This is a genomic window from Mesorhizobium sp. P2_F7 (assembly GCF_056403695.1).
Genome location: NZ_JBFUFA010000004.1, coordinates 587,584 through 603,636 on the forward strand (window position 1 = coordinate 587,584; position 16,053 = coordinate 603,636).

Consider the following 16,053-nt stretch of genomic DNA (forward strand, 5'->3'; position numbering starts at 1 on the left):
CCTTCAAACACGCAGGAGCCGGGATGTCGTCTGAGATCAATGGTCGGGAAGGGCGGGCCGCCTTTGGCAGCTACGAAACCTGGTATCGGATCTCCGGCGACCTCGACGCCGACAAAGCCCCGGTGGTGATCCTGCATGGTGGCCCGGGCGCCGCCCACAACTATGTCGATGCCTACAAGCTTCTTGCCCGGCGCAGCCGCGCCGTTATCCACTATGACCAGTTGGGCTGCGGCAATTCCACCTTGCTGCCCGAAAAAGGCGCCGATTTCTGGACGCCCAAGCTTTTCATCGACGAGCTTGAAAACCTTGTCGACCATCTCGGCATCCGGTCCGGCTTCCACGTCCTCGGTCAGAGCTGGGGCGGCATGCTGGGCGCCGAATATGGGGTAACGCGACCGAAAGGCCTGAAGTCGTTGACCATCGCCAACTCGCCGGCTTCCATGAAGCTGTGGGTCGAAGAAGCCAACCGGCTGCGCGCCGACCTGCCCGTGGATGTCCAGGAGACGCTGACCCGCCACGAGCAGGCCGGCACGACGGACGATCCGGCCTACCAGGAAGCGACGATGCGGTTCTACGAACGGCATGTCTGCCGCCGCGTGCCTTTTCCGCCCGAAGTGACGGAGACCTTCGCCCAGATCGCACGCAATCCGACCGTCTATCATGTCATGAACGGGCCAAACGAGTTTCACGTCATCGGAACGCTGAAGAGCTGGAGCATCATCGAGCGCCTCCCGGCCATCGATGTTCCGACGCTGATCATTTCCGGCCGCTACGACGAGGCGACGCCTGCGACGGTGCAGCCCTTCAAGGACGGCATCAAAGGATCGCACTGGGAGATATTCGAGCATTCCAGCCACATGCCGCATGTCGAGGAGCAAGAGGCGTGCATGCGGGTGGTGGGAGACTTTCTGGACGACAACGACAACTGAGAAAAAGGGGAATAAAACATGAAGAAACTGCTCTTGGCGGCGTCAGCCGCTTCATTGCTGGCCGGCACATGGCTGGCCCCGGCGCAGGCCGAATATCTCAAGGAGCACCGAGGCGGCACTATTCGCCTTCTCGCCCGCTCGGCGGCGGGAACGCTCGATCCGCACATCAACTACACCGACCAAGGCTGGCAGATGTACCAGCCGATCTATGACGGCCTGGTGGCCTTCCGCAAAGCCGAAGGCATGGACGGCTTCACCATCGTGCCCGATCTGGCCGAGGCGCTGCCTGAGGTTACGAATGACGGCAAGACCTTCACCTTCAAACTGCGCAAGGGCATCAAGTTCTCCAGCGGCCAGGATCTTGGCGTCAAGGACGTCGTTGCCTCCTTCCAGCGCATCTTCAAGATTTCCGGACCGACCTCAGGCACCTTCTATGCCGGCATCGTCGGCGCCGACAAATGCCTGGCCGACACCAAGAGCTGCACGCTGGAAGGCGGCGTTGTCGGTGACGAAGCCGCCGGTACCATCACCATCAACATCACCAAGCCGGATGCCGAGCTGCTCTACAAGCTCGCTTTGCCTCACGCAGTGGTTCTGCCGGCCGACACGCCCGCCGAAGACATGGGCTCCAAGCCCATCCCCAGCACCGGTGCGTATATGATCGCCGCCTTCGACCCCAACAAGGGCATGACGGTGTCGCGCAATCCCAATTTTAAGCAGTGGAGCGAGGAAGCCCAGCCCGACGGTTACCCGGATGTCGTACAATATGATTTCGGCCTGTCCGAGGAAGCAGCGGTCTCGGCGATCCAGAACGGCGAGGCGGACTGGATGTTCGACGCGCTGCCGAGCGATCGCCTCGGCGAACTTGGCAGCAAGTCCATGGACCAGTTGCACATCTCGCCGCTGTCAGCATGGTGGTATGCGCCGTTGAACAACCGACTGGCACCCTTCGACAACGAAAAAGCGCGCCAGGCGGTTGCCTATGCAGTCGACCGCAACACGCTGGTCAAGCTGTTCGGCGGCAAGGTGCTGGCCTCGCCGGTCTGCCAGGTCCTGCCGCCGGATTTCCCCGGCCATGAGGATTATTGCCCCTTCACCAAGAACCCCGGCGCCAAATGGTCGGCGCCCGATCTCGACAAGGCAAAGCAGCTCGTCGAGGAATCCGGCACCAAGGGCCAGAAGGTGACCATCATCGCCGAGGACACCGCCATCTCACGCTCCATCGGTGTCTATCTGCAGAGCGTGCTGACCAGCATCGGCTATGTCGCCGACGTCAAGCCGATCTCGTCCAACATCCAGTTCACCTACATCCAGAACACCAACAACAAGGTGCAGATGTCCATCACCCAGTGGTACAAGGACTATCCCGCGGCTTCCGACTTCCTGAACATCTTGTTCTCCTGCGCTTCCTTCCGTGAAGGGTCGGACGCTTCGATCAACATCGCCGGCTTCTGCGACAAGGATATCGACGCCAAGATGCAGAAGGCGCTCGATCTCGGTGTGACCGATCAGAAGGCTGCCGACAAATTGTGGGCCGAAATCGACCGGGAGGTCACCGATAAGGCGCCGGCCGTTGGCCTCTTCACGCCGAAGCGACTTGACTTCGTCAGCAAACGGGTTGGCAATTTCAAGTTCAACCGGCAGTTCAACTGGATGATCACCCAGTCCTGGGTGCAGTAACGAACTGCGGAGAGGCACGGCCGTGTCGAACCAAGCCATCGCCATGCCGCGCAAGACGCGAGGGCCCTGGGCCGTCGCGTTTGCGAAGCTGGCAACGGACAGGGCTGCGATGGCATCCCTGGCCGTATTCCTCCTCATCGTCCTTGCCTGCCTCAGCGCGCCTCTCTACGCGAAATGGGCGGGCACGGACCCCTTCGCCTCGACGCTCGACGCCGTCATCCAGATCGACGGCGTCGACGTCCCCGTGATGGAGCAGTCGACGGAGGGGCTTGGTCTTGGCTACACGCCGATCGGTCCGACCTGGCGGCTCGGCAACTATTTCCTTGGCGCCGACAGCCAGGGCCGCGATGTCATGGCCCGTATGCTCTATGGCGGGCTGAGTTCGCTGCTGATCTCCGGCGCAGCCACCATCTTCACGCTGATCATCGGCACGCTGGCAGGGCTGATCGCCGGCTATTTCGGCGGCATCACCGATACCGTGCTGTCGCGCTTTCTGGATGTGCTTTGGGCATTTCCGATCTATCTGCTGGCGATATCGCTTTCCATCGTTACCATCGCGCAGGGCATCTCGATCGGGCCGATCGAGATCGAGTCCGGCAGTCTGTGGCTGCCGGTCATCATCATCGGCATCGTCTACGTGCCTTATGTGGCGCGCCCCATACGCGGCCAGGTTCTGTCGCTTCGACACAGCGAATTCGTGTTCGCCGCGATCAATCTGGGTGTGCCGGGATGGCGCATCCTGTGGCGCGACATCCTGCCCAACATCACCACCACGCTGATCGTCTTCGTGCCACTTATGATGGCGCTGAACATGCTGACGGAATCGGCGCTCTCCTTCCTGTCGATCGGTGTCCAGCCGCCGGCCGCAAGCTGGGGCACCATCATCCAGGACGGACAGGCGCTGCTTTACACCCGCCCATTGGTGGCGCTGGTGCCGGGCCTGGCGATCGCGGTGTCCGTCATGGTGCTGAACGTCTTCGGCGACGGCCTGCGCGACGCGCTCGACCCGCGCTCCAAGGTACGGCTGGGGCGCGATTGATGATCTACGCCATCCTGCGCCGCTTCGGTCAGATGCTGTTCGTGATGTTCGGCATCTCGGTCATCGTCTTCCTGATTTTCTTTGCCACGCCGGGCGCCGACCCGGCGGCGCGCATTGCCGGCCGTAATGCATCGCCCGAGGTGCTGGAAGCGGTGCGGCACAGCTTCGGCTTCGACCAGCCGCTCTACGTCCAATACGTGAAGATGATGGAGAAGATCTTCGTGACCGGCGACCTGACCTCCTTCGTCAACCGCGGCTGGAAGGTGGTGCCGGCGGTCATGGATTCTATTCCCGTCACGCTCTCGCTGGTGTTTGGGGCGGCGATCCTGTGGGTGGTTGTCTCCATCATCATCGGAATCGTTGCCGCCGCCACCCGCGGCAGCTGGCTGGACAAGCTTCTGATGGCGCTGGGGCTTCTCGGCATTTCCATGCCAGTCTACTGGCTGGGCGAGGTGATGAACCTGATCACCCAGAGCCGCTACCACGACAGCTGGGCGTTCTCCTGGGTGCCGCCGCTCGGCTACAAGAATTTCTCCGACGATCCGAAGGGCTGGTTCCTGACCCTGGTCATTCCCTGGATCACGTTGGCCATCCTCTACATCGGCATTTACGGGCGCGTCCTGCGCGCGGCCATCATCGAATCCATGCAGGAAGACTATATCCGCACCGCCCGTGCCAAGGGCCTGTCGGAAACGCGCATCCTGCTGCGCCATGCCTTGCGCACCTCGCTGATTGCCTTCGTCACCCTGTTCGGCCTGGATTTCGGCGCGCTGGTGGGCGGTTCCGCGTTGCTGACGGAGGTGGTGTTCGGACTGCATGGCATCGGCAAGCTCACCTATGACGCGCTGCAGAACCTTGATCTACCGATGATCATGGCAACGGTGATGTATGCCTCCATGTTCGTTGTCATCGCCAACGCGGTCGTCGATTTCGTCTACATCCTTCTCGATCCGCGCCTGAGGACATCATGATACTGTCGGTGCGCGACCTCAGAGTATCCTTCCGCACCAATGACGGCCTGGTGCGCGCCATCGATGGCGTTTCCTTCGACCTCGAAGAGAGCGAGATCCTCGGCGTCGTCGGCGAATCCGGTTCGGGCAAGACGGTGTCGCTGCTGGCGGTGATGGGCCTCATCACCGACCCCAACGCCATCATCGAGGGGTCTATCCGCTACAAGGGCCGCGAACTGGTGGGACTACCGGCGCGCGAACTCAGGCGCCTGCGCGGCAACGAGATCGCCATGATCTTCCAGGACCCGATGACGGCGCTGACGCCGGTCTACACGATTGGCTGGCAGATCGCCGAACAGATCCGCGCCCATCGCAACGTCAGTAAATCCAAGGCGATGGCGCGCGTCGAAGAACTTCTGGCCGAGGTGAATTTTCCCAACCCGCACGAGGCCATGTCGCGTTATCCGCACCAGCTTTCCGGCGGCATGCGCCAGCGGGCGGTGATCGCCATGGCGCTGTCCTGCAACCCGGCGCTGCTGGTCGCGGACGAGCCGACCACGGCGCTCGACGTGACGGTACAGGCCGGCATTCTTGACCTCGTGCGCAAGCTGCGCGCGACGCACAAATCGGCGGTTGTCTTCATCACCCATGACATGGGCGTGGTCTCCGAACTCGCCGACCGGGTGATGGTCATGTATGCCGGCCGGGTGGTGGAGCGCGGCAGCCGCATGGAGCTGTTCTCCGACCCGCGACACCCCTATACGCGCGCGCTGCTCGGTTCGATCCCGCCGCTGACCGGCGAGAAACCACGCCGCCTGCCGGCCATTCCGGGCTCGCCGCCATCGCTGCTGCGCTTGCCGCAAGGCTGCGCTTTCGGCCCGCGTTGCCCGGTTCAGTATGAGCCCTGTGTGTCCGGCAAGCCCGACCTTGGCGCCAGCACCCATGCCGCGGCGTGCTTCCGGGTGGCGCAGGCATGAGCGGACCGATGACCAGCAAAGACCTTCCGATCCTCGAGACGCGTTCGCTCGGCAAGCGTTTTGCAATCGGCACTCGTTTTTCCGCGGAGGGCAAGCGAACCGTCCATGCCGTCGACAATGTTTCGCTGACGGTGTGGCGCGGCGAGACAGTCGGGTTGGTCGGCGAATCCGGATGTGGTAAGTCCACGCTGGCGCGCTGTCTGGTGAGGCTCTACGACATATCGGACGGCAAGCTTCTCTTCGAAGGCGACGACATCACCACAAAGTCGCTGTCCGAACTCAGGCCGCTGCGGCGCCGTCTGCAAATGGTTTTTCAGGATCCATCGGCCTCGCTCAATCCGCGCCGGCGCGTTGGCGACCTGGTGGCCGAGCCGCTGCGTATCCACGGCAAGCTTTCGTCACGCGAAATCACCCAGCGCGTCGCGGAACTGTTCGACCTCGTCGGACTGCTGCCGGATCATGTCATGCGCTATCCCCACGAATTCTCCGGTGGACAGCGCCAGCGTGTCGGCATTGCGCGCGCCATTGCCCTCAATCCCGATCTGGTCGTGCTGGACGAACCCGTCTCGGCGCTCGACGTGTCGGTGCAGGCGCAGATCGTCAACCTGCTTGCCGACCTCCAGGAGAAGCTGAAGCTCACCTATATCTTCATCGCTCACGACCTGTCAGTGGTGCGTCAGGTCTCGACCCGCATCGCGGTCATGTATCTTGGTTCGATCGTCGAGGAAGGACCGGCGGAAGAATTGTTTGCGACACCATCCCACCCTTACAGCCAGGCGCTGATCTCGGCGGTCCCCGTCGTTGAGACGACGCCGAGCGGGACGAGCAAGCGCGTTATCCTGACTGGCGATGTGCCGAGCCCGCTCAACCCGCCACCCGGATGCCGCTTCCATCCTAGATGTCCGATAGCGGTGGAAAGGTGCCGCACCGAACGACCCGTGCTCGAGGAGCGTAAACCCGGCCGCAAGGTGGCCTGTCACTTCCCGACATTGATCTGAGCGTGACTCGCAAAGCTATCGCGGCGCGTAAAACTGTCCGTTGCTTTCCGGGGAACGGCTTGAAGGTCAGTTCTTGGCGATGGAGCCGACTTCGACGGCATCGACGCGCTTGAGGCTCATGCCGATCACCGGCACCAGTTGCTGGTCGACGCGCACGGCGATGGTCACCGTCATCGAATTGTCGTCGGGGATGCGGGCCTGCATGACGCCGCGCAGCTGGTTGCGGTTGATGGTGAAGACCACCTTGCGCGGATCGACGACATTGCCGCCGATGATGTCGAGGCCGGTGCCTGCCGCGCCACCCATGAAATTGCCCTTGTAGTCGCGGCCCTTGCGCTCGACCGTGGCCGACATTTTTTGGGTGAAAACACCGACCCGGCAGTCGCCGTCCAGCGTCATGCCGGTCTTGTCGTCAGGCGTCGAGCCGTCGAAGCTGCAGGTGAATTTCGTACCCTTGTACTTGCCGGCAACGATCTCGCCCGGGCCGACCCATTTGCCTTCGACGGTGCGGAAGAACTGCTTGTCGGGTTCGGCGGCAGAGGCTTTCCCGGCCAGGCCCAGAGGTGCTGCAAGCGCGACCATGGGCAGGACGCAGGACAAGATTACGCTTTTCATAGACGACACCCGGCAACAAGGAGGCTGTTGTTGGACGACCATGAACAAGATTGGTTAATGCTTGGTGACCGCGAAGCAGAACTTCACTTGGTCGTGGCCGCAGTCTCGCCTTCTTTTTTGGTCGCGAACGAGGTCAGCGCCGACAGGAAATCGCCCATGCCCGGCCGCCTGGCGGCAATGAAGGGCAGGGGCCGCGCCGTCTCCATCGCAGCAATGCCGATGCGCGCTGTCATCATGCCGTTGACGACGCCTTCGCCGAGTTTCGCCGAAAGCCGCGCGGCAAGGCCATGGCCGACGATCTGCTGGACAAAGCTGTCGCCGACGGCGATCGACCCGGTCACCGCCAGATGGGCGAGAACGCTGCGCGCCAGCCGGAAAAAGCCCAGCGTGCCCGGGCGGCCGCCATAAAGCTCGGACAGGCGGCGAATGAGCCGCCCCGCCTCGAACACGACATAGGCGACGTCGACGAGTGCTCGCGGGCTGACGGCGGTGACCAGCGACACGCGTTTGGCGGCTTCCAGGATCATCACCTTTGCCCTGGCGTCGAGCGGCCCGAGAATCTCGGTTTCGGCCAGCCGCACCAGATTGCCGCCGTCGATGATCTCGCCCCGCAGTTCGGCCAGCGAGCGCCTGCCGGCCGCTGTTTCGGGTTTTGCCGCGACAAAAGCCGAGAGTTCGTCGACGACGGCCCTTGCGGCCTTCGGATCGTCGCGCGCCACGGCATCGAGCGCCCGTTTCTGCAGCTTTTCGACCTCGGCCAGCCGGGCAATAGCCAGGAATTCGCGCACCAGCACCACCACCAGCGCCAGCACGGCGATTGCGGCCATGGCAGCCGCCAGCCAGCCCAGCCACTCTGCGCGCTCGAACAGATCGCGAATGAGCTGGTCGGTCCACAGGCCGACGGTCAGCGAAACCAGCACGCCGACCGCGCCGAAAAACAGGCTGGCAAATAGCGAGCGCTTGCGCGGCGCGGTCGCCGGCGGCGGTTCGGCGGCGACGATGTCGGGTTCGTCGAAGACATCGATCTCGGCCGGCACGACGACGGCGCGCGGCTTGCGCGGCGGCTGCGGCTCGGCATGGCTGCGGGCCTGCTTCGGTTCGGCCTCCGGCTCGATGCGGAAAGCTGCCGGTCTGCGGGGCGCGGTCATGCCAGATGGTCTCCGATCAGGAACTGCAAGGCGCGGTCGAGCCGGATATGCGGCAACGACAGCGTGACGCCTTCGGCGGTGCGTTCGAGCTTTGGCGGCCGAAAGCGCACGAAACGGATCGCCGGATCGTCGCTGCTTTGCCGGTGGTCGGCTTGGGAAACATCGAAAACCGCGTCAATTTTCTCCGGCAAGTCGCCGGGAAATATAGCGGTTTCGGTTTTGCCGTCGAAGGTTTCGCCGTTGATCTTCTCGCCCTTCAGCGGCGTGCCGATGATCACCGGCAGCGTTTCGCGGCCCTGCTTGACCGTGCCTTCGCGTGTCGCGCGCACCGCCGCCATGGCGACCACGTCGACATCGGCGCCGGTAAAATTCGCTCGCGCCACGGCGCGGTCGGCAAGCCTGCGCACGATCGCCTGCAGCCGGTCATGGCTTTCGTGATGCAGATGGTCGGCCTTGGTCGCGGCCACCAGAATGCGGTCGATGCGGCGCGAAAACAGGTCGGTGAGGAAATTGCCCCGGCCGGGACGGAAACAGCAGAGGATCTCGGTCACCGCGCGCTCGAGATCGGCCATCGCGCCGGGGCCGGCATTCAGCGCCTGCATGGCGTCTATCAGCACGATCTGGCGGTCGAGGCGGGTGATGTGTTCGCGGAAGAACGGCTTCACCACATGCGTCTTGTAGGCCTCGTAGCGTCGCTCCATCATCGCCTGCAGCGAGCCGGAGCGCGGCCGCCGCTCGCCCTTGAGCAGCAGCGGCGCAAAGGTCAGCGCCGGCGAACCCTCGAGGTCGCCCGGCATCAGGAAACGGCCGGGCGGCAAGGTCGACAGCGCCCGTTCGTCGAGCTTGCAGGCCTTGAGATAGGCCGCAAAGCTCTCGGCGAGGCGTCGCGCCGTCATCTCGTCTGCGTCGGCATTGGGATCGATCGTCGCCGCCAGCGCCCGCCAGTCCTGAGAGAGGTCGTGGCGCACCGGCAGCATCGCCATATCGAAGGCTTCGTGCGAGAAATCGGCGAAGGATTTGCCGAGCAGCGGCAGGTCGAGCAGCCATTCGCCGGGGTAGTCGACGATGTCGACCGACAACCGGCCGCTGGAAAACATGCGGTTCCAGCCGGAGGCAGATTCGTATTCGATGGTGAGCCTGAGTTCGGAAATGGCGCGCGTCGAATCCGGCCAGATGCGGTCGTTGACCAAAGCGGCGATGTGATCCTCGTATTGAAAACGCGGCACGGCGTCATCCGGCTGTTCCTCGAGGAAGGCGCGCGCGATGCGTCCGGACTTCTGCGCCTCAAACAGCGGCAGGCGCCCGCCATGGATCAGATTGTGGACGAGAGCCGAGATGAACACCGTCTTGCCGGCACGGGACAGGCCGGTGACGCCGAGCCGCAGCGATGGCGAAAACAGCCCGCTTGCCCGCCCCGACAGCGTATCCAGGGCAATTCTCGCTTCGTCGGTGAATGTCGTCAGCGATGATGCCAAAATCTGTTCTCTCGGGTCTCGGTCCGCCCCGATATAGGCTTTGCATCCGCAGTTTGAAATGGCGTCCGGCCTTGGCCGGCTCCGCTCAGAGATCGGCGGGCGTCAGGAAGGCTTCGAGATAGCCGGCACCTTGCGCGGCTTGGTTGAGGGTGCCCTCGAAGCGCACGACCGCCAGGCCCGAAGTCGGAAAACCGTGGTTCATGATGGCCCGCGCCGCCTCGTCGCCGTCGCCCGAAACCGCCATGGCAAGGTCTTCCGTCATCGGATTGTGGCCGATGACCAGCAGCGAGCCCGGCCCGCCATTGCCACGGATGATGGCGAGATAGCCGGCGGCATCCTCGCTGTAGAGCGTGTCGAAGAACAGCACCCGGCCGGTATCGGTGTGGCCGGCAATGCCCTCCAGCGTCTGGCGCGCGCGCTTGGCGTTGGAGCAGAGCGTAATATCAGGAATGTAGTTGCGGGCACGCATCGCCGTCCCCATCATTTCGGCATCGGCAATGCCGGATGCATCGAGCGGGCGGTCGAAGTCGCGTACGCCGGGCAGGGCCCAGCCGGCCTTGGCATGCCTCAACAGATACAGTGTGCTCACCGGACCCCCATGGTGTGCTGTCCATCAAATGACACAATCGGATTAGCCACGAGAACGGCCCACCGCACAATGGGCGGAGGCACCCAAGCGCAACGAATCATGTGCGAATTCGCCCGCGCCCTTGCTGTGGAAGGCTTTGCCGGGGGGTGCTGCATACGGCATTAACAATTGCGTGAAACGCGCGCCGATTACGCTTGTGCAGCCTTGTCTGCGCGAATATATAGGCCCCAAATTTGGGGTTGTTGGGTGAGTCGAATGAACGATATCTCTACCGCCGATTACGTACCCTCCGAAGACGAGCCGTTCATGAACGAACGGCAGAAATCATACTTCCGCCTGAAGCTCGTCACTTGGAAGAACGACATACTGCGCGAAGCGCGCGAAACTCTCGAAATCCTGCAGCAGGAAAACGCCAACCACCCCGATCTTGCCGATCGGGCTTCTTCGGAAACCGACCGCGCTATTGAGCTCCGCGCCCGCGACCGCCAGCGCAAGCTCATTTCAAAGATCGATTCGGCGCTGCAGCGCATCGATGAAGGCACTTACGGCTACTGCGAGGAAACCGGCGAACCGATCGCGCTCAAGCGTCTCGACGCACGCCCGATCGCGACCCTGTCGATCGAAGCGCAGGAGCGCCACGAGCGCCGCGAGAAGGTCTATCGCGACGATTGAGCCGCAGCCGCAGGGCAGAACTGCTTCATTAGAAATGGCCGGGTTTCCCGGCCATTTCTGTTTTGGTTTTGGACTTGCGGCAATGGGCGGAAGCCCTTTTCGGCAAAAACGCTCATCCGTGAGTGTAAAATTCGAATCTGTATTGGAGGCTGATCCAGCAAATAGGAGCGAAATCATCTCGCCAGTGCGGGCAGTTCGCCGTTTTCAGTGGAACGGTGAAACGCTCTAGGCCGTCGACGATCTCGATTGCCGCTAGCGCTTCTGGCTGGCCAACTCGCCGAGCAGCTTGGTCATCTCGTCGTCGAGCGAAGCCGGCGCTTTTGCCGCCGGCTTGCTGGCGTGCGAATCATCGAGCGAGACCTCGAGCTCCCGCATCAGCGTGTCGTCGATGGACTCGCGCTTCGGTGGCGGCGGCGCCTGCCGGGCGGTATTGGCGGCAGCGCCATAGGCCGGCAGCGGTGTCACATTGCTGGCCTGGTAGATCTGGGCTGGTTTCGGCGCCGGCGCGGCCTGGCGTGGCGGAACGGCGGCAGGGGCCGCCCTTACCGGTTGCGGCGGCGGCGCCTGCCTTGCGGGTGCGGCGGGTTGTGCTGCGCGCGGACGCGGCGCCTGTTGCTGTTGGCCACCACCGCCATCGCCGGTCAATGCCGGACGGCGCGGCGCTGCCAGCCTGATGTCGCGCTCGACGACGACATCGGTCGGGCCGCCGATCAAAATCAGGTGTTCGATATCGTCACGACGGATCAGCACCAGCCGGCGGTGGCTGTCGACCGCGGTGGCGTCCATGACCGCCAGCCGCGTCTTGCGGTTCCTGCCGCCGGCAACGAAGGTGCCGAAAGTCAGGTTGCGGACCAGCCTGATGATGACAAGCACGATGACCAGCAGGACAAGGGCGGCAAACGTCCACAGCAGCGCTGCGGCATATCCAGGACCCGCCACGCTATCCAGCCACTGCATCGGTGCCCCCAAATCGGTTTTGAAGTGGAGGCGACACTAGACTGTTGCGACCGGCCACCGCAAGTTGCCTTCACGCTTCATGAACAGCTTGAAACACCGGCGCGTCATTTTTATCCGACATTTGCCGCCAAGGCCTTTTCCGGATTAGGAGAATGTGATTCAACCGGCCGGGGGCGGTGTCGGACAAACTCACGAGCAGGGGGCATATGGCCAGGGAAACGCGCGGCGATTTCTATCCGGTACCGATCGTCGACCAGAACACGCGGCCAGGCGCGGTTACCCGGCTCATCGTCTTCATCATCGTCCTGACCGGGGCCGCGGTCGTTTTCGGCCTTTTCCGCGAGCGGCTTGGCGATCCCTTCCTGCTCGGCATGCTGGGCGTGCTTGCCATGATCGGCGTCGGCTTCCTGTTCGCCACGGCCATCGGCTTCGTGCAGATCGCGCCGCGTTCGACCGGCGATGAGCTGTCGAAGGCCTTCGTCGATTCGATGTCGCAGGGCCTGATCGTCACCGATACCAAGGGCCGCGTCGTCTACGCCAATCGGGCCTATGCCGAGATGACCGGTGCCGCGTCGGCCGCCGATCTGAAGACGGTCGAAGGCCTGCTTTCCGATGTTCCCGAAGCCTCGGTGACCATATACCGGCTGGCCTCGGGTCTGCGCGACGGCCAGGCCGGCGACGGCGAATTCCGGCTGGCGCAGTCGATCCGGCCGGGCGCCGAACCAGGCGCACGCTGGTACCGGGCGCGGGCCCGCACCTTCAGCGTTCCCGGCCAGCGCCTGCCGATGCTTGCCTGGCAGCTAGCCGATATCTCGCAGGAACGGGCCGAGCAGGAGCGTTTCTTCCTCGACCTGCAAAAGGCCATCGACCACCTCGACCACGCCCCGGCCGGCTTCTTCTCGGCCGACCAGGAGGGTCGCGTCACCTACATCAACGCCACGCTCGCCGAATGGCTGGGCATTGATCTCGCGAGCTTCACGCCTGGCGCGGTCACGCTGCCGGAAATCGTCGCCGGCGACGGCATGGCGCTGGTGCGCTCGGTCAAGGCCGATCCCGGCACCACCCGCAACGCCGTCATCGATCTCGATCTGACGACGACAACCGGCGAGGCGCTGCCTGTGCGCTTCATGCACCGCGTCTCGGCCAGTCGCGAGGGGACCAACGGTCCGACCCGAACCATCGTGCTCAACCGCACGCAAGGCGAGGACGCGTCCGCCGACCTTCGCGCCTCGGAAGTGCGCTTCACCCGCTTCTTCAACTCGACGCCGATGGCGATTGCCGGCGTCGACGCCAGCGGCCGCATCCTGCGCACCAACGCGCCGTTCCTGTCGCTGTTTGCCTCCGTCGTCGACCGCGATGCCGTCGACCGCCGCGTGCGGCTGGATACGGTCATCCACGAGCGCGACCGTCCAGCCTTTGCCGCCGCCTTCGAAAAGGCGCGGCTCAGGCAGGCCGACATCGATCCGATCGACACGCTGCTGCCCGGCAATGAGGAGCGCCACATCCGCTTCTACGTCAACGCGGTTGCCGACGGCACCGGCGGCGAGGGGGCCGAGGAATCGGCGATCGTCTATGCCGTCGACACCACCGAGCAGAAGGCGCTCGAGGGCCAGATGGCGCAAAGCCAGAAAATGCAGGCGGTCGGCCAGCTCGCCGGCGGCATCGCCCACGATTTCAACAATGTGCTGACCGCCATCATCATGGCGTCGGACCTTTTGTTGACCAATCACCGCCCGTCGGACCCATCCTTCCCCGACATCATGAACATCAAGCAGAACGCCAACCGCGCGGCCTCGCTGGTGCGGCAGCTGCTCGCCTTCTCGCGCAAGCAGACGCTGCGGCCGGAAGTGCTGAACCTGACCGACGTGCTTGCCGATCTCAGGATGCTGCTTGCGCGCCTGGTCGGCAACGACATCAAGCTCAAGGTCGACCACGGCCGCGACCTGTGGCCGGTGAAGGTCGACATCGGCCAGTTCGAGCAGGTGGTGGTGAATCTCGCGGTCAATGCGCGCGACGCAATGCCGGCGGGTGGCGACCTCACTGTGCGCACCCGAAACGTCACGGCGGACGAGTGCAAGAGCTTTGCCTACCGCGAACTCACCCCGGCCGACTATGTCTTGGTCGAGGTCGAGGATACCGGCTCAGGCATCGCACCCGACGTGCTGAAGAAGATTTTTGAGCCGTTCTTCACCACCAAGGAGGTCGGCAAGGGCACCGGCCTTGGCCTGTCGATGGTCTATGGCATCATCAAGCAGACCGGCGGCTTCATCTACTGCGATTCCGAAGTCGGCAAGGGTTCGACCTTCCGCATCTTCCTGCCGCGCCACATCGTCGAGGCGAAAAAGCCCGGCGACGTCAGCGAGGCGCCGGTTGCACCGGTGAAGGCCGCCGATCCCGGCAAGGACCTCTCGGGCTCGGCCACGGTGCTGCTGGTCGAGGATGAGGACGCGGTGCGCATGGGCGGCTCGCGGGCGCTGACCTCGCGCGGCTACACCGTGCATGAGGCGTCCTCGGGCGTCGAGGCGCTGGAAGTCTTCGAAGCGCTCGGCGGCAAGGTCGATATCGTCGTGTCCGACGTAGTGATGCCGGAAATGGACGGCCCAACGCTGCTTGGCGAATTGCGCAAGCGCCAGCCCGACATCAAATTTGTCTTCGTGTCCGGCTATGCCGAAGATGCGTTCGCCCGGAACCTGCCGCCTGACGCGCAATTCGGCTTCCTGCCGAAGCCGTTTTCGCTCAAGCAACTGGCCACCGTCGTCAAGGACGTGCTTGAATCCTGATGCATGTCGCTCAAAAGTGGCCCGCTTTTGAGAAAACGACATGCATAAAACAAAAGCCTAAAGTGCGTCGCTGGCGACGCGCTTTAGGCCACCCTAATTCACCGCTTGCGCAATGACGTGACGCTGCCATGATTACAGGCGAAACGGGCGGCGGGTTTTGGGGAGCATGTCGTGACGCCGCACAACGAGGCAGCCAAGGGTGACTATGCCGCAACGGTGCTGTTGCCGGGCGACCCGCAGCGCGCCGAGTGGATGGCGAAAACCTTTCTGGAGGCGCCGCGCTGCGTCAACCGCCGAAGGGGCGCGCTGGGCTTCACCGGCCTCTACCGCGGTCGTCCCGTCAGCATCCAGGCCACCGGCATCGGTGTCCCGTCCTTCCTGGTCTATGTGCATGAGCTCCTGGATTTCCACGGCGTCAAGACGCTGATCCGCACCGGCACCTGCGGCGGCCTGACCACCGATGTGCCGCTGCGTTCCGTGGTGATCTCGCAATCGGTGCGCGCCGAAAGCGAGCGAAGCGGCCAGGTCTTCGGCCTATACGATGCCGCCGCCGGGCCAGATCCCGGCCTGTTCGCCCACGCGTTGGCCTGCGCCGCCCAACTCGGCATCGACCATCAGGCAGGGCTGACCATCTGCAGCGATGTGTTCTATCACCCGGAAGGGCGCGCTCGATTCGCTGAAGCACAGGCGCTTGGCGCGCTCGCCGTCGACATGGAAACCAGCGCGCTCTACCGCCTCGCGGCGCATTTCGGCGCCCGCGCGCTGTCGCTGCTGACCGTCGTCGACAATATCGTGACCGACGAGCTAACCGCCTATTCCGAACGTCAGGCGCTTTTCACCGACATGGTCCGGCTCGGGCTCGACGTCGCGGCCGAGGCATAGGCTTCAGGCGGCTTCGCGCTTCGGCGTCAGCTCATCCATGTCGGGCCGGTGACCGCGCAGATACAGCGCGCAGGTGGTGCGCAGCATCGAGGCGAAGTTGGGAATGGCGCCGTTGATCTCGATCGCCTCGTCGTAGAGTTTTGAGATGAATTTCGGCGTTGTCAGGCCCTGGCTGTCGGCGATCTCGTCGAGCAGCGCCCAGAAGGTCGCTTCAAGCTGGATGCTGGTCGAATGCCCGTCGATGCGGATCGACCGATTGATCTGTCGGTAGCCTTCCGGATCCTGGCCGGCAAAAACCCTGCACATCCTTACCTCCCGATATTGTTGGTTTTGGGCGCCTCGATCGCGCCTTCACGTTTGTG

15 protein-coding genes are annotated in these 16,053 nt (G+C 63.6%); 9 read left to right on the forward strand and 6 right to left on the reverse strand.

Going from position 1 to position 16,053, the window contains the following annotated elements; genetic code table 11:
* Nucleotides 1–23 precede the first annotated feature (23 nt).
* From AC1DZ8_RS16975 to AC1DZ8_RS17000, 6 genes are read left to right on the forward strand one after another with little or no spacing between them, the layout of a single operon-like run.
* The gene (locus AC1DZ8_RS16975; RefSeq protein WP_477304068.1) at nt 24–929 is read left to right on the forward strand and encodes a proline iminopeptidase-family hydrolase; all 906 of its coding nucleotides are present in this window, start codon (nt 24–26) and stop codon (nt 927–929) included.
* 18 nt (nt 930–947) lie between these two features.
* Nucleotides 948–2,609 (forward strand): ABC transporter substrate-binding protein, encoded by a 1,662-nt coding sequence (locus AC1DZ8_RS16980; RefSeq protein WP_477304070.1) that lies wholly within the window; start codon nt 948–950, stop codon nt 2,607–2,609.
* 22 nt (nt 2,610–2,631) lie between these two features.
* A complete protein-coding gene (locus AC1DZ8_RS16985) occupies nt 2,632–3,648 on the forward strand; it encodes an ABC transporter permease (RefSeq protein ID WP_477401249.1) in 1,017 nt (338 codons plus the stop codon).
* Nucleotides 3,648–4,619 (forward strand): ABC transporter permease, encoded by a 972-nt coding sequence (locus AC1DZ8_RS16990; RefSeq protein WP_477401251.1) that lies wholly within the window; start codon nt 3,648–3,650, stop codon nt 4,617–4,619. Before AC1DZ8_RS16985 ends, AC1DZ8_RS16990 begins: the two co-directional genes overlap by 1 nt.
* Nucleotides 4,616–5,575, forward strand: a complete 960-nt coding sequence (locus AC1DZ8_RS16995) for an ABC transporter ATP-binding protein (RefSeq protein WP_477304076.1) — start codon at nt 4,616–4,618, stop codon at nt 5,573–5,575. The genes AC1DZ8_RS16990 and AC1DZ8_RS16995 overlap by 4 nt, the downstream gene beginning before the upstream one ends.
* An 8-nt stretch (nt 5,576–5,583) precedes the next feature.
* A complete protein-coding gene (locus AC1DZ8_RS17000) occupies nt 5,584–6,573 on the forward strand; it encodes an ABC transporter ATP-binding protein (RefSeq protein WP_477304078.1) in 990 nt (329 codons plus the stop codon).
* Nucleotides 6,574–6,639: 66 nt separating this feature from the next.
* Here AC1DZ8_RS17000 and AC1DZ8_RS17005 read toward each other — a convergent pair whose 3' ends face one another.
* The 4 genes from AC1DZ8_RS17005 to AC1DZ8_RS17020 form a co-directional block, all read right to left on the reverse strand.
* The gene (locus AC1DZ8_RS17005; RefSeq protein WP_477304080.1) at nt 6,640–7,188 is read right to left on the reverse strand and encodes a hypothetical protein; all 549 of its coding nucleotides are present in this window, start codon (nt 7,186–7,188) and stop codon (nt 6,640–6,642) included.
* Between the two features lie 83 nt (nt 7,189–7,271).
* Nucleotides 7,272–8,336: a YcjF family protein gene (locus AC1DZ8_RS17010; protein ID WP_477304082.1), complete on the reverse strand. Its 1,065-nt coding sequence runs from the start codon at nt 8,334–8,336 to the stop codon at nt 7,272–7,274.
* A complete protein-coding gene (locus tag AC1DZ8_RS17015) occupies nt 8,333–9,811 on the reverse strand; it encodes a YcjX family GTP-binding protein (protein ID WP_477304084.1) in 1,479 nt (492 codons plus the stop codon). The genes AC1DZ8_RS17010 and AC1DZ8_RS17015 overlap by 4 nt, the downstream gene beginning before the upstream one ends.
* A gap of 85 nt (nt 9,812–9,896) precedes the next feature.
* Nucleotides 9,897–10,400: a SixA phosphatase family protein gene (locus AC1DZ8_RS17020; protein WP_477304086.1), complete on the reverse strand. Its 504-nt coding sequence runs from the start codon at nt 10,398–10,400 to the stop codon at nt 9,897–9,899.
* A 255-nt stretch (nt 10,401–10,655) separates the two neighbouring features.
* Between AC1DZ8_RS17020 and dksA the strand changes: the two genes are divergently transcribed.
* The gene (gene dksA, locus AC1DZ8_RS17025) at nt 10,656–11,072 is read left to right on the forward strand and encodes an RNA polymerase-binding protein DksA (RefSeq protein ID WP_112395407.1); all 417 of its coding nucleotides are present in this window, start codon (nt 10,656–10,658) and stop codon (nt 11,070–11,072) included.
* A 252-nt stretch (nt 11,073–11,324) separates the two neighbouring features.
* Here dksA and AC1DZ8_RS17030 read toward each other — a convergent pair whose 3' ends face one another.
* On the reverse strand, nt 11,325–12,029 hold the full coding sequence (locus AC1DZ8_RS17030) for a hypothetical protein (protein WP_477304089.1): 705 nt from the start codon (nt 12,027–12,029) through the stop codon (nt 11,325–11,327).
* Nucleotides 12,030–12,235: 206 nt separating this feature from the next.
* Between AC1DZ8_RS17030 and cckA the strand changes: the two genes are divergently transcribed.
* Nucleotides 12,236–14,809, forward strand: a complete 2,574-nt coding sequence (gene cckA / locus AC1DZ8_RS17035; protein ID WP_477304091.1) for a cell cycle histidine kinase CckA — start codon at nt 12,236–12,238, stop codon at nt 14,807–14,809.
* A 171-nt stretch (nt 14,810–14,980) separates the two neighbouring features.
* On the forward strand, nt 14,981–15,691 hold the full coding sequence (locus AC1DZ8_RS17040) for a purine-nucleoside phosphorylase (RefSeq protein ID WP_477401255.1): 711 nt from the start codon (nt 14,981–14,983) through the stop codon (nt 15,689–15,691).
* Between the two features lie 3 nt (nt 15,692–15,694).
* On the opposite strand, the gene AC1DZ8_RS17045 is transcribed toward AC1DZ8_RS17040, so the two are convergent.
* Entirely contained in the window at nt 15,695–15,997 is a 303-nt protein-coding gene (locus AC1DZ8_RS17045; RefSeq protein WP_181057146.1) for a ribbon-helix-helix domain-containing protein, read from the reverse strand.
* Between the last annotated feature and the right edge of the window lie 56 nt (nt 15,998–16,053).